The organism is Rhizobium sp. Root274 (assembly GCF_001429245.1).
Lineage (GTDB): Bacteria > Pseudomonadota > Alphaproteobacteria > Rhizobiales > Rhizobiaceae > Allorhizobium.
The window spans coordinates 140,124-153,964 of sequence record NZ_LMJE01000001.1 but is presented as its reverse complement, the minus strand read 5'-3'; the positions used below and the strand labels follow the sequence as shown (position 1 = coordinate 153,964).

The 13,841-nt window shown below is 61.4% G+C and carries 12 protein-coding genes and 3 tRNA genes; 14 read left to right on the top strand and 1 reads right to left on the bottom strand.

Translation table 11 applies throughout. The annotated features are described in order from the left end of the window. Window positions 1–29: 29 nt before the first annotated feature. The 3 genes from ASE36_RS00885 (at window position 30) to ASE36_RS00875 (ending at window position 4,332) form a co-directional block, all read left to right on the top strand. Complete coding sequence (locus tag ASE36_RS00885) at window positions 30–1,172, top strand: M24 family metallopeptidase (RefSeq protein WP_062274633.1); 1,143 nt, start codon at window positions 30–32, stop codon at window positions 1,170–1,172. 120 nt (window positions 1,173–1,292) lie between these two features. Continuing rightward, on the top strand, window positions 1,293–2,195 hold the full coding sequence (locus ASE36_RS00880; protein ID WP_062274630.1) for a dihydrodipicolinate synthase family protein: 903 nt from the start codon (window positions 1,293–1,295) through the stop codon (window positions 2,193–2,195). A 235-nt stretch (window positions 2,196–2,430) separates the two neighbouring features. Beyond that, window positions 2,431–4,332 (top strand): CASTOR/POLLUX-related putative ion channel, encoded by a 1,902-nt coding sequence (locus tag ASE36_RS00875; protein ID WP_062274627.1) that lies wholly within the window; start codon window positions 2,431–2,433, stop codon window positions 4,330–4,332. 148 nt (window positions 4,333–4,480) lie between these two features. Here the strand turns inward: ASE36_RS00875 and ASE36_RS00870 are convergent. After that, window positions 4,481–4,556, bottom strand: a tRNA-Val gene (locus ASE36_RS00870). Window positions 4,557–4,894: 338 nt separating this feature from the next. Between ASE36_RS00870 and ASE36_RS00865 the strand changes: the two genes are divergently transcribed. The 11 genes from ASE36_RS00865 to nuoG all read left to right on the top strand — a co-directional run bounded on the left by ASE36_RS00865 (window position 4,895) and on the right by nuoG (window position 13,833). Continuing rightward, window positions 4,895–4,971 (top strand) — tRNA-Asp (locus tag ASE36_RS00865). A gap of 64 nt (window positions 4,972–5,035) precedes the next feature. Beyond that, a tRNA-Asp gene (locus tag ASE36_RS00860) sits at window positions 5,036–5,112 on the top strand. Between the two features lie 233 nt (window positions 5,113–5,345). Then, complete coding sequence (locus ASE36_RS00855; protein ID WP_062277786.1) at window positions 5,346–5,711, top strand: NADH-quinone oxidoreductase subunit A; 366 nt, start codon at window positions 5,346–5,348, stop codon at window positions 5,709–5,711. Then, window positions 5,702–6,283, top strand: a complete 582-nt coding sequence (locus ASE36_RS00850) for a NuoB/complex I 20 kDa subunit family protein (RefSeq protein WP_062274623.1) — start codon at window positions 5,702–5,704, stop codon at window positions 6,281–6,283. The genes ASE36_RS00855 and ASE36_RS00850 overlap by 10 nt, the downstream gene beginning before the upstream one ends. Before the next feature lie 18 nt (window positions 6,284–6,301). Next, the gene (locus ASE36_RS00845) at window positions 6,302–6,904 is read left to right on the top strand and encodes an NADH-quinone oxidoreductase subunit C (protein ID WP_062274620.1); all 603 of its coding nucleotides are present in this window, start codon (window positions 6,302–6,304) and stop codon (window positions 6,902–6,904) included. Window positions 6,905–6,921: 17 nt separating this feature from the next. Continuing rightward, entirely contained in the window at window positions 6,922–8,112 is a 1,191-nt protein-coding gene (locus tag ASE36_RS00840; protein ID WP_062274618.1) for an NADH-quinone oxidoreductase subunit D, read from the top strand. Further along, a complete protein-coding gene (locus tag ASE36_RS00835) occupies window positions 8,112–8,357 on the top strand; it encodes a hypothetical protein (protein WP_062274616.1) in 246 nt (81 codons plus the stop codon). The genes ASE36_RS00840 and ASE36_RS00835 overlap by 1 nt, the downstream gene beginning before the upstream one ends. Window positions 8,358–8,375: 18 nt before the next feature. Further along, on the top strand, window positions 8,376–9,509 hold the full coding sequence (locus ASE36_RS00830; RefSeq protein ID WP_062274613.1) for an NADH-quinone oxidoreductase subunit E: 1,134 nt from the start codon (window positions 8,376–8,378) through the stop codon (window positions 9,507–9,509). 11 nt (window positions 9,510–9,520) lie between these two features. Beyond that, window positions 9,521–10,825, top strand: a complete 1,305-nt coding sequence (gene nuoF / locus ASE36_RS00825) for an NADH-quinone oxidoreductase subunit NuoF (protein WP_062274611.1) — start codon at window positions 9,521–9,523, stop codon at window positions 10,823–10,825. A gap of 12 nt (window positions 10,826–10,837) precedes the next feature. Next, window positions 10,838–11,614, top strand: a complete 777-nt coding sequence (locus ASE36_RS00820) for a hypothetical protein (RefSeq protein WP_062274608.1) — start codon at window positions 10,838–10,840, stop codon at window positions 11,612–11,614. Window positions 11,615–11,751: 137 nt separating this feature from the next. Then, the gene (nuoG, locus tag ASE36_RS00815; RefSeq protein WP_062274605.1) at window positions 11,752–13,833 is read left to right on the top strand and encodes an NADH-quinone oxidoreductase subunit NuoG; all 2,082 of its coding nucleotides are present in this window, start codon (window positions 11,752–11,754) and stop codon (window positions 13,831–13,833) included. The last annotated feature ends 8 nt before the right edge of the window (window positions 13,834–13,841 follow it).

Below are 13,841 nucleotides of genomic sequence, written 5' to 3'. Positions count from 1 at the left end.
GTTTCGTGCATGCCATCCAAGGACAAGACATGACCATCAGAACCCGCCCACCCGTAATCTCCGATGCCGAGCGCCAGCAGCGGCTTGCCGCTCTCCGCAAGGCCATGACCGAGGCGAACGTCTCGGCTGTGCTTCTCGGCTCCACGGAGAGCCTGCGCTATTTCACCGGCCTCGTCTGGCACCAGAGCGAGCGCCTGGTCGGCGCCGTCGTGCTGGCCGACCGGCTGGTCTACATCGTGCCTGGTTTCGAGCAGAGCCGGGTTGAAACGCTGCCGCGGCTGGAGGGGGAGATCGCCATCTGGCAGGAGGATGAAGATAGTGCTGCCGTGGTTTCAGCGCTGCTTCCGCAGGGTGGAAAGCTCGCCCTCGACGATGCCCTGCCGCTTTTCGTTTATCACGCGCTCACCCGCGTGATCGGGGCAGAGCGCCTTGTGCACGGCACGCGCCTTGTACGCGACCTCAGGCTCTGCAAATCGCCGGCAGAGATTGCGATCATCCAATACGCCATGGATCTCACCCTCGAAGTCCATCGCCGCGCCCATGCCTTCATCCGCCCGGGCATTGCCGCATCGGAGGTCGTGCGTTTTATCGATGCCGAGCATCGGGCGCTGGGAGCCCCGGCCGGATCGAGCTTTTGCATCGTTTCCTTCGGGGTTGCCACGTCGCTTCCGCATGGCGCCGAGGGCGAACAGCATTATACGCCGGGCGACGTGATCCTTGTTGATACCGGCTGCCGCATCGACGGCTATCATTCCGATCTCACCCGCACCTATGTGCTTGACGAGCCGACGCCGGATTTCGCTCGCCACTGGGCCATCGAACGTCAGGCCCAGCAGGCGGTCTTCGAGGCTGCCAAACTTGGTGCCACCTGCGGCAGCCTCGACGATGCCGCACGTGCCGAAATTGGCCGCCATGGTCTTGGGCCGGATTACCAGCTGCCCGGTTTGCCCCATCGCGCCGGCCACGGTCTCGGTCTCGAAATTCACGAGGAACCCTACATCGTCCGCGCCAACCAGACCTTGCTCAAGCCCGGCATGTGTTTTTCCAACGAGCCGATGATCGTCTTCCCCGATCGCTACGGCATCCGCCTGGAGGATCATATCCACATGACGGAGGAGGGGCCGCAGTGGTTTACCCAGCCGGCGCGGGGGCCAGCGGACCCCTTCGCCTGAGCCGGCACTATCTCTCAAAGACCAGCGCGGTTGCACCTGATTGGCGCTGGTGAAACACGGCTCTTGCGCCTTGTCGACAATTTGTATATTAAAAATGCACCCACTCAAGAGGAGCTTCCCATGACCACCGGCTGGCACGGCGTATTCCCCGCCGCAACGACTCAATTCCATGAAGACCTGTCCGTCGATATTGACGCGACGCAGCGCGTGCTCGATGCCCTCGTCAACGACGGCGTCAACGGCCTGATCGTCATGGGCACCTGCGGCGAAAACAACTCGCTCGACCCGGAAGAAAAGCGCACGATCCTGAAGGCTGCCGTGGAAGTCGTGAACGGCCGCGTACCGGTTGTGACGGGCGTCTCCGAATTCGACACCCGCCGCGCCGCAGCCTATGCCCGCGATGCGGAAAACATTGGCGCCGATGGTCTGATGGTCCTTCCGGCCATGGTCTATGTGCCCAAGCCCCATGAACTCGTCGCCCATTTCAAGACGGTTGCCGAAGCAACCGGCCTGCCGATCATGCTCTACAACAACCCGCCGGCCTACCGCGTCAACATCGGCTCGGAAGTGCTCCAGGCGCTCGACGGCGTGAAGAACATCAAGGCCGTCAAGGAAAGCGCGCCCGATCCGCGCCGCTTCACTGACCTGCTCAACGCCTTCGGTGATCGCTACGACATCTTTGCAGGTCTCGACGATGTGGCCCTCGAAGGCCTGATGCTCGGCGCCAAGGGCTGGGTCTCCGGCCTCACCAGCGCCTTCCCGGCCGAATCGGTGGCGCTCGTCGCTGCTGCCGACCGTGGCGATTGGATGGAAGCGCGCCGCATCTATCGCTGGTTCATGCCGCTCCTGCATCTCGATGCCGAACATGACCTCGTTCAGTCGATCAAGCTCTCCGAACAGATCATGGGCCGCGGCTCCGAACGCGTCCGCATGCCCCGCATGCCGCTCGAAGGTGCGCGCCGCGCCGAGGTGACCGCCATGGTCGAGAAGGCCGCAGCGACCCGTCCGATCGGCGGCAAGTAAGCCTTTCGTCGTCACGAATGAGATTTGGCCCGCGCCCCTCCGGTCGCGGGCCTTTTCGTGTGCGAACGAAGGGGGAGGGCGGACCATAATAACCACGTCCTAACCCATCCCCGCGTCTCTCGAACTTTTATAGGGGCAACCGTAATTGGTGGCTTGCTATTCCGTTGAATGTTAACCGAAGCCTTGCCATTGCGAGGCACTCTTTCCATTCCTGCGATTTTTCGGAAGCATCCTGATGAAGACCCGTTCCCCTTGGCGCGCGCGCCTGCGCTACGAGTTCGACAAGAGCATGGCTGGCGGTGCAATTGCGCTGATCGGCTGGCTGAGCCTTATTTCTCTCGTCGTCATTATCCTCGCTGCCCTGTTCCTCGCCATCACCGGCATTGCGCCCGAAGGTGGAGAACCCGTGGGTTTCATCGAGGGCGCCTGGGAATCGCTGATGCGCACGATGGATGCGGGCACCATGGGCGGCGACATGGGCTGGTCCTTCCGCACCGTTTCCCTTGTCGTCACGCTCGCCGGCATCTTCGTCTTCTCCGCCTTGATCGGTGTCATCAGCTCGGGCCTGGAAAACAAGCTCGACGAATTGCGCAAGGGCCGCTCCCGCGTGCTCGAAAGCGATCACACCATCATCCTCAACTGGTCGTCCTCGATCTTCGACGTCATTTCGGAACTGGTGATCGCCAATCAGAGCCGCAAGCGCCCGCGAATCGTCATCATGGCGAACAAGGACAAGGTCGAGATGGAAGACGAGATCGCGACCAAGGTGGGGGACTTGAAGAACACCAAGATCATCTGCCGCAGCGGCGATCCGACCGATCTCTACGACCTCGCCATCGTCAATCCCCATGCCTCGCGCTCGATCATCGTTCTTTCGCCGGAAGACGAGGACCCCGATTCGCAGGTGATCAAATCGGTTCTGGCCCTGGTCAACGACCCCGGCCGCCGATCTGAGCCTTACAAGATTGCAGCTGAAATCCGCGAGGCGCAGAACACCGAGGTCGCCCGCATCGTCGGTGGCAAGGAAATGCAGCTCGTCCTCGCCGACGACCTGATCTCGCGCATCGTCGTCCACACCAGCCGCCAGTCGGGCCTGTCCGCTGTCTACACGGAGCTGCTCGATTTTGACGGCTGCGAGATCTATACGCTTCCCCAGCCGCAGCTGGAGGGCAAGCCCTTCGGCACCGCCGTCATGTCCTACGAGACGAGCACGCTGATCGGCGTCTGTGACGTCGAGGGGCGGATCCACCTCAACCCTTCACCGAATCGCGTCATTGCGGCCGGTGAACGCCTCGTCATCATCGCCGAAGACGATGCCTCCATCCAGACTTCGTCAGGCGCCCCGCAATTCGCCCAGTCTGCCATCCGCCCGCCCGTCCGGCATGATCTTCAGCCGGAACGAACGCTGGTGCTGGGCTGGAACCGCCGGGGCCCCCTGATTGCGACCGAGCTTGGCCGCTACGTGGCGCCAGGATCGGTGCTGACGATCGCGGCCAATACACTGGAATTCGAGACGGACATCGCGGCGTTGACGCTGCCCAACGACAACATGACCGTCCAGCACCGGGTAATCGACACCAGCAGCAAGACCGCGCTGGAGGCACTGGATATCCCGTCCTACGACCACGTGCTGGTGTTGGGCTATAGCGATCACATGGCCACGCAGTCGGCCGACACGCGCACGCTGATCACGCTGCTGCACTTACGCAAGATCGCCGAAAGCGCCGGCCTGCATATCAACGTGGTGAGCGAGATGACCGATGTCCGCAATCGTGAGCTGGCCGAGGTGACGAGAGCCGATGATTTCGTCGTCAGCAACAAGCTGGTGAGCTTGATGCTCGCCCAGGCCTCGGAAAACGAGTTCATGGCGGCGATCTTCGATGAACTTCTCGATGTCGAAGGTTCGGAGATCTACATGCGCCCAATGAGTGACTATGTAGATATTTCGCAGCCGGTGAACTTCTACACAGTCGCGCTCGCCGCCCTCCGCCGCGGTGAAATCGCAATCGGTCACCGCCGCCAACGCGCCGGAGACGCGGATCACCGCAACCTCGGCGGGGTCACCGTCAATCCGAATCGCTCGGAGCTGATGGCATATACTGCGGATGATATGGTGATTGTGCTGGCGCAGGACTGACGCCAAACGCAGTATGACGTACTCGACGGGCGGAACCGAAAGGCTCTGCCCGTTTTTCGTTCTGAAGGCTCCCGGCCATCGAGCGTCGGATAGTCACGAGCACTGTGCCAACACACAGCGTGACCCGATCAAAGTGAGTGAAGGAAAATGGTGGGCGATGAGAGACTCGAACTCCCGACATCCTCGGTGTAAACGAGGCGCTCTACCAACTGAGCTAATCGCCCGTGCGCTGACCGGATCATGTCCGCCGCGTCGGTGGCCGTGATCTATGCGGATCGCAGAATTTCCGCAAGAGTTTTTCTCGGAATTTTTTGTTTTTTTGCGAAGGCCCGTGCATTGGCGTGTGGAAAACGTTTGAGAATCCCGCAAATGCGCCTGCGGCGTGGTGTCGCGAGAAGAGGGGAGGCGAGGAGGGGTCTTGAGGGGCCGGGGATAAATTTCGGCCGGTCATGGTTTTGTCTTGAAACCTGCTTGACACCTCCAGATGAACCCCGTAGAGAGCCGCTCAACGACAGGGCAAGCCCGGTCGCCGGGGTTCACTTGATCCCCTTTTTGGAAATGCGCGGGTGTAGCTCAGTTGGTTAGAGTGCCGGCCTGTCACGCCGGAGGTCGCGGGTTCGAGCCCCGTCACTCGCGCCATTCCAAGAATATCAAGTCAAGGCCGTGTCTTAACGGTCGCTGTGGGTGATGCCCACGACAATGCGCGGGTGTAGCTCAGTCGGTTAGAGTGCCGGCCTGTCACGCCGGAGGTCGCGGGTTCGAGCCCCGTCACTCGCGCCACTTTCTAACCGAAAAACTGTCGATACCCACTGTCTTTGTGCACCGCGATGCGGATTGCACGCGACAGGCTTTTTACCCGCTGGTAAGGTGCCCTTCGGTATCGAGTGAAAAGGCTTCCGCTGGACTTGCGCTGGCTGTCCGCCTGCGCTAACCACGGCTCGTTGCAACTCTCTTTCGGCTTGTCGGCTCCGCCCTAAATGCTTCGTGGCATTAGAGACAAGCAGGGTGATATGATGACTGAACTGCTCAGTTCCTACCTTCCGATCGCCATCTTTATCGGTATTTCCCTCGTCATCGGCATCGCGCTTCTCGTGGCGCCTTTCGCCGTGGCCTACAAGGCGCCCGATTCGGAGAAGCTGTCGGCCTATGAGTGCGGCTTCAACGCGTTTGACGATGCGCGCATGAAGTTCGACATCCGCTTCTACCTGGTGTCGATTCTCTTCATCATCTTCGACCTCGAAGTCGCCTTCCTGTTCCCCTGGGCAGTGTCCTTCAGTGCTGTTGGCTGGTTCGGCTTCTGGTCGATGATGGTTTTCCTTGGTGTTCTCACCATTGGCTTTATCTATGAATGGAAGAAGGGGGCGCTCGAATGGGAGTGATCCAGTCCGACGCCACGATGGTGGCTCCGCAGGCCAAGGGCATCATTGACCCCAATACGGGCAAGCCCATCGGCAGCGATGACCGTTTCTTCGGCGAGATCAACAATGAGCTCGCCGACAAGGGTTTTCTCGTCACCTCGACCGACGAGCTGATCAACTGGGCTCGCACCGGTTCGCTGATGTGGATGACCTTTGGTCTGGCCTGCTGCGCCGTTGAGATGATGCAGCTGTCCATGCCGCGTTACGACGCCGAGCGTTTTGGTTTTGCGCCGCGCGCAAGCCCGCGTCAGTCCGACGTGATGATCGTTGCCGGTACGCTGACCAACAAGATGGCCCCCGCGCTCCGTAAGGTCTACGACCAGATGCCCGAGCCGCGTTACGTCATCTCGATGGGCTCCTGTGCCAATGGCGGCGGCTACTATCACTATTCCTATTCCGTCGTGCGCGGTTGCGACCGCGTCGTGCCGGTCGACATCTATGTGCCGGGCTGTCCCCCCACGGCAGAAGCGCTGCTTTACGGCGTGCTCCTGCTGCAGAAGAAGATCCGGCGTACCGGAACGATCGAGCGGTAAGGCGAAGGGACTGATAACATGAGTGAAGCCCTGAACGAGCTGGCATCCTACCTCGCAGAGGTGCGTGGTGCCCTCATCGCTTCAAGCGAGATCCGCTTCGGCGAACTGACGCTGACGGCGAAGTCCGAGAACCTGATCCCGCTCCTGACCTTCCTGCGCGACGACGTCCAGTGCGGCTTCGTCAACCTGATCGACATCTGCGGGGCAGACTATCCGAAGCGCGAAGACCGCTTCGACGTGGTCTATCACCTGCTGTCGCCGCGTCAGAACCTGCGCATCCGCATCAAGGTCGCAACCGGCGAGTTCAAGCCGGTGCCGTCCGCCTGCCCGGTATTCCCGGGCGCCGACTGGTTCGAGCGCGAAACCTGGGACATGTACGGCATCCTGTTTACCGATCACCCGGACCTGCGCCGCATCCTGACGGACTACGGTTTCGAAGGGCATCCGCTGCGCAAGGATTTCCCGACAACCGGTTTCGTCGAGGTTCGCTACGACGACTCGGCCAAGCGCGTCGTCTACGAGCCTGTCGAACTTAAGCAGGAATTCCGCAGCTTCGACTTCCTCTCGCCTTGGGAAGGCACGGACTACGTGCTGCCCGGCGATGAAAAAGCGGCCAAGTGAGCGGAAGGGCAGGGACCATGAACGAACACAACGTCCGCAACTTCAACATCAACTTCGGCCCGCAGCATCCGGCGGCGCACGGCGTTCTTCGTCTCGTGCTCGAACTTGACGGTGAAATCGTCGAGCGCGTCGATCCGCATATCGGCCTGCTGCATCGTGGGACCGAGAAGCTGATCGAGACCAAGACCTATCTGCAGGCGCTGCCCTATTTCGATCGTCTCGACTATGTCGCGCCGATGAATCAGGAGCATGCCTATTCGCTGGCCGTCGAGAAGCTGCTCGACATCCAGGTCCCGATCCGAGGCCAGCTGATCCGCGTTCTCTACTCGGAAATCGGCCGTATCCTCTCGCATCTTCTGAACGTCACCACGCAGGCCATGGACGTCGGTGCGCTGACGCCGCCGCTCTGGGGCTTCGAAGAGCGTGAGAAGCTGATGGTGTTTTATGAGCGCGCCTCCGGTGCGCGCATGCACGCCGCCTATTTCCGTCCCGGTGGCGTTCACCAGGATCTGCCGCATGACCTCGTCGAGGATATCGGCAAGTGGTGCGACCAGTTCCCGGAAAAGCTCAATGACATCGACGACCTTCTGACCGGCAACCGCATCTTCAAGCAGCGTAACGTCGATATCGGCGTCGTGAGCCTCGAAGACTGCTGGGCTTGGGGCTTCTCGGGCGTCATGGTGCGTGGCTCGGGCGCTGCCTGGGACCTGCGCAAGTCGCAGCCTTACGAATGCTACGCCGATCTCGACTTCGACATCATGGTCGGCAAGAACGGCGACTGCTACGATCGTTACCTGATCCGCATGTTCGAAATGCGCGAGTCGGTGAAGATCATGAAGCAGTGCGTCAATCGTCTGCTGGGCGATGCCAAGACCGGTCCGGTTTCGTCGCTGGACGGCAAGGTCGTGCCGCCGAAGCGTGGCGAGATGAAGCGTTCGATGGAAGGCTTGATCCACCACTTCAAGCTCTACACCGAAGGTTACCACGTGCCGGCAGGCGAAGTGTATGCCGCCGTTGAAGCTCCCAAGGGCGAATTCGGCGTCTATCTCGTCTCCGATGGCACCAACAAGCCTTACCGCTGCAAGATCCGTGCGCCTGGTTATGCCCACCTGCAGGCCATGGACTTCATGTGCCGTGGCCATCAGCTGGCAGACGTATCCGCCATCCTCGGCTCCCTCGACATCGTGTTCGGAGAAGTAGACCGCTGATGTTGAGAGCTTTCGCCGCAACCGTGCTCTGTCTCACCGCCGCCACTTCCGTGGGGGCGCAGGACAATGACGCCGTTTCGACGAAGGCGACCGTGTCGATGGCCAAGCTGATCGAGCAGGGCTACGAAATCAAGAGTTCGTCCTGGACGGGATCGAAACTCTTCGTGTTTCTGCAGAAAGACAAGTCGGCCTATGCCTGCGAATTCGCCAATGTGACGAATACGCGGTGTGGTTCCATAAACTGAGACAAGGCGTGAGGAAGTATGTCCGTTCGTCGACTAGCCGAAGAGCAATTCCAGCCCGCAGCGTTTTCCTTCAATGCGGAAAACATCGCCTGGGCTGAGGCCACCATCCGCAAGTATCCGGCGGGCCGTCAGCAATCGGCGGTCATTCCGCTGTTGATGCGCGCGCAGGAGCAGGAGGGCTGGGTCACCAAGGCAGCGATCGAGTATGTCGGCGAAATGCTCGACATGCCCTTCATCCGCGTCCTTGAGGTCGCGACCTTCTACACCCAGTTCCAGCTGAAGCCGATCGGCACCCGCGCCCATATCCAGGTCTGCGGTACCACGCCCTGCATGCTGCGCGGCGCGGAAGATCTGATCCATGTCTGCAAGTCGAAGATCCATCCGGAACCGCTGCATCAGAATGCCGACGGTACGTTGTCCTGGGAAGAGGTCGAGTGTCAGGGCGCCTGCGTCAACGCACCGATGGTCATGATTTTCAAGGACGCCTATGAAGATCTGACGCCGACCCAGCTCGAGCACATCATCGATCGTTTCGCCGCAGGCAAGGGCTCCGACATCAAGCCGGGTCCGCAGGTTGATCGTATTTTCTCCGCCCCGGTCGGTGGTCCTGTCACGCTCACCGACGCCATCGAGCCGATCCGCTTTGCAGATGCGCCGGCTCCGGCTGCCGCCGCAGAGGCCTCGGTGCCGCCGGCCAATGCAGGTCGTCCGGTCACCGATACGCCGGTCACGGATCCGAAGCTGAAGACGCCTGCGACCGACAAGAAGGGTGCTGCTGAAAACCTCAAGGTGAAGGGCGATGCTGCCGATACGGCGCGCCCTGTAAAGGAAACGGCTGCCGCCCCGGTCGCATCTTCCGCCGTAACCCTGGATGAGAAGAACCGTCCGGCGGGTATTGAACGTCCGGCAACGCCCGACGACCTGAAAATGATCTCGGGCGTCGGTCCGAAGATCGAAGCCACGCTGAACGGCCTCGGCATCTACACCTTCGAGCAGATCGCCAAGTGGAAGAAGGCGGAGCGCGAATGGGTCGATAGCTACCTCAAGTTCTCCGGCCGCATCGAGCGGGACGACTGGGTCAAGCAGGCCAAGGCGCTCGCCAAGGGCGGCGAAGCGGAATACATCAAGGTCTTCGGCAAGAAGCCGCGTTAAGGGGTTAGGATATGTTGAAGGATCAGGATCGCATCTTTACCAATATCTATGGCCTCAAGGACAAGTCCCTGAAGGGGGCGATGTCGCGCGGTCATTGGGACGGTACCAAGCAGATCATCGAAAAGGGCCGGGACTGGATCATCAACGAGATGAAGGCGTCCGGCCTTCGTGGTCGTGGTGGTGCCGGCTTCCCGACCGGTCTCAAGTGGTCCTTCATGCCGAAGGAATCGGACGGTCGCCCGCACTACCTCGTCGTCAATGCCGACGAGTCGGAACCCGGCACCTGCAAGGACCGCGAGATCATGCGCCACGATCCGCACACGCTGATCGAAGGCTGCGTCATCGCCGGTTTCGCCATGGGCGCCAACACGGCCTATATCTATGTGCGCGGCGAATATATGCGCGAGCGCGAAGAACTGCAGCGCGCGATCGACGAATGCTATGACGCTGGCCTTCTCGGCACCAACAACAAGTGCGGCTGGGATTTCGACGTCTACGTCCATCACGGCGCCGGCGCTTACATCTGCGGCGAAGAGACGGCACTGCTCGAAAGCCTCGAGGGCAAGAAGGGCCAGCCGCGCCTGAAGCCCCCGTTCCCGGCGAACATGGGCCTCTACGGCTGCCCTACCACGGTCAACAACGTCGAATCGATCGCCGTTGCCCCGACCATCCTGCGTCGCGGCGGTGCCTGGTTCTCGTCGTTTGGCCGTCCGAACAATGTCGGCACAAAGCTGTTCATGGTCTCCGGCCACGTCAACAAGCCCTGCACATTTGAAGAAACTATGGGCCTGACCTTCCGCGAAATCATCGAAACCCATTGCGGCGGTATTCGTGGCGGCTGGGATAACCTCCTCGCGGTCATCCCGGGCGGCGCATCCTGCCCGGTCGTCAAGGGCGAAGACATGGCCGATGCGATCATGGACTTCGACGGCATGCGAGAAGTGAAGTCGTCCTTCGGCACCGGCGGCATGATCGTCATGGACAAGTCGACCGACATCATCAAGGCGATCTGGCGCATCGCGGCCTTCTTCAAGCATGAGAGCTGCGGCCAGTGCACGCCGTGCCGCGAAGGCACCGGCTGGATGATGCGCGTGGTCGAACGCATGGTGAAGGGCAATGCCCAGAAGCGCGAGATCGACATGCTGCTGCAGGTTTCGAAGCAGGTGGAAGGCCATACGATCTGTGCTCTGGGTGACGCAGCTGCCTGGCCGATCCAGGGCCTGATCCGCAACTTCCGTCCGGAAATCGAAGCGCGTATCGACCAGTACACCCGCAATGCAATCGCCCACGGCGTGGTCATGGAAGCGGCGGAATAAGGACCGATAGGAATGGCGAGCGGTTCGGACAATGACGGGAAGGGCCGGCCGGGCGATCCGGCTGACGTGCCTCCTGTGTCCGACGCGAGCGATCCTTTGATGAACCCTGCGGCCGCTCTGGCCGCTGCCACGGCCTTCGGCTTCGGCATGGCAGCCCAGATGAGCCGGTTTTTTCTCGGCTCCCTGCAGGGGGCCATGCAACTGACCGGAGATTTGGCGCGGCAGCTGGAAGACGAGCGCAAGGCGAAGGAAGCGAGTGCCGTGAAAGAGCCGGCCCCGCAGCCAGAGCCGGTCCTAACACCGGATGTGGTGACCGAACCAATGAAGGCCGCTCCGGCGGCGGCGAAGCCGAGGGTGGCAAAGGCTAACCCGGTGAAGGCGCAGCCGAAGCTCGGTGCGAAGGCGGAAGCAAAGGCCAAGCCCGAAGTGTCAAAGCCGGTGGCGAAGGCTGCTGCGAAGACAAAGACGGAGGAACGCCCGGCAGAAAAGATCGCAACAAAGGCGGTCAAGGTTGCCAAGGCAGAGACGCCGGAGAAGACGGTCAAGGCAGCGCCGGCCCGCAAGGCTGGCAAGGCCGACGACCTGAAGCGGATCGACGGCATCGGGCCGAAGTTGGAACAGATGCTGAAGGGCAGGGGGATCTCCGGCTTTCAGCAGATCGCAGAGCTGGAACCGGAAGCGCTCGCCGCACTCGACAGTGAGCTCGGGCTGGACGGACGGACGCTGCGGGATGATTGGACCGGTCAGGCGAAACGTCTGCTCGGTGGCAAGGTCCGCACCGGCAAGTGAATTTACGGTTCGGCGGCGCTGGGGCGCGTGCCGGACTTGAGGGAAATGAACGGGCGACGCGCCAAGAAGTGGCAGGTCGCCGGTGGGAGCCGAAAGGCATCCGGAGATGCGCGAAAGCGTGAGGCAGGAAGGCGAATATGGCAAAGCTGAAGGTCGACGGTAAAGAGATCGAGGTTCCGGATCATTTCACGCTGTTGCAGGCGTGCGAGGAAGCCGGCGCCGAAGTCCCGCGCTTTTGTTTCCATGAACGACTGTCGGTTGCCGGCAATTGCCGGATGTGCCTGGTCGAAGTGAAGGGTGGCCCGCCAAAGCCGGCAGCCTCCTGCGCCATGGGCGTGCGCGACGTGCGCGGCGGCCCGAACGGTGAACTTCCGGAAGTCTTCACCAACACGCCGATGGTCAAGAAGGCCCGCGAAGGCGTGATGGAATTCCTGCTGATCAACCATCCGCTGGATTGCCCGATCTGCGACCAGGGCGGCGAATGCGACCTTCAGGACCAGGCCATGGCCTTCGGGATCGACAGTTCGCGCTACACCGAGAACAAGCGCGCCGTCGAAGACAAGTATATCGGACCGCTGGTCAAGACCGTGATGAACCGCTGCATTCACTGCACGCGCTGCGTCCGCTTCACCACCGAAGTCGCAGGCATTGCCGAGCTCGGCCTGATCGGCCGTGGGGAAGACGCCGAGATCACGACCTATCTCGAGCAGGCGATGACCTCTGAGCTGCAGGGCAATGTTGTCGACCTCTGCCCGGTCGGTGCGCTGACCTCCAAGCCCTTTGCCTTCACCGCTCGTCCGTGGGAACTGGGGAAGACCGAATCGATCGACGTCATGGACGCGCTCGGTTCCGCCATCCGTGTCGACACGCGTGGCCGCGAAGTCATGCGCATCATGCCGCGCGTCAATGAACAGATCAACGAAGAGTGGATCTCCGACAAGACCCGCTTCATCTGGGATGGCCTGAAGACCCAGCGTCTCGACCGCCCCTATGTGAAGAAGGACGGACGTCTGCAGCCCGCGAGCTGGGCGGAAGCCTTTGCCGCGATCAAGTCAGCCGTTGCCTCTACCTCTGGCGACAAGATCGGTGCCGTCGCCGGCGATCTCGCTTCCGTCGAGGAAATCTTCGCGCTGAAGACGCTCGTCAACGCGCTCGGCTCTTCGAATACCGACTGTCGCCAGGATGGGACGGCACTTGATCCGTCGCTCGGCCGCTCGACCTATCTCTTCAATACCAGCATCGAAGGCATCGAAGCTGCCGATGCGATCCTGATCGTCGGCGCCAACCCGCGTTACGAGGCGGCCGTTCTCAATGCCCGCATTCGCAAGCGCTGGCGCCGTGGTGGCCTGCCGATCGCCCTGATTGGCGAAGGCGGCGATCTTCGTTATCCCTATGACTACCTGGGCGCAGGAACCGAGACGCTCTCGGATCTCGTCTCCGGCAAGAACAGCTTCGCCGAAACGCTGAAGGCTGCCAAGAACCCGCTGATCATCATCGGCCAGGGTGCGCTTTCCGGCGCTGACGGTGCGGCCGTCCTCGCCAATGCTGCCAAGCTTGCTCAGGATGTTGGCGCGCTGACCGACGAGTGGAACGGCTTCTCCGTTCTTCACACGGCTGCATCGCGCGTTGGCGCACTCGATCTCGGCTTTGTGCCGGGGCAGGGGGCTGTTGCTGCCGGCCAGATGCTGTCGTCGCTCGACGTCGTCTTCCTGCTCGGCGCCGACGAACTCGACTTCTCCGCCAAGACCGCCAAGTGCGTCGTCTATATCGGCAGCCATGGCGACAACGGCGCGCATTATGCCGACGTGATCCTGCCGGGCGCGACCTATACCGAGAAGTCGGGCACCTGGGTCAACACCGAAGGCCGCGTCCAGATGGGCAACCGTGCCGGCTTCGCGCCGGGCGAGGCCCGCGAAGACTGGGCGATTCTGCGCGCACTTTCGGACGTGCTCGGCAAGAAGCTGCCCTTTGATTCGCTCGCCCAGCTGCGCGTGAAGCTCTACGAAGCCTTCCCGCATTTCGGCGAAATCGATGAGGTTGCACCGGGTGCGGTTGCAGATATTGCTGCACTGGCGAAAAAACCGGGCAAGTTGGGCAAGTCTGTGTTTGCGTCGCCGGTCAAAGACTTCTATTTGACGAACCCGATCGCGCGTGCTTCGGCCGTCATGGCCGAATGCTCCGCATTGGCCCGCAACAATTTCAAGGCAGCGGCAGAGTAAGGGCAGGA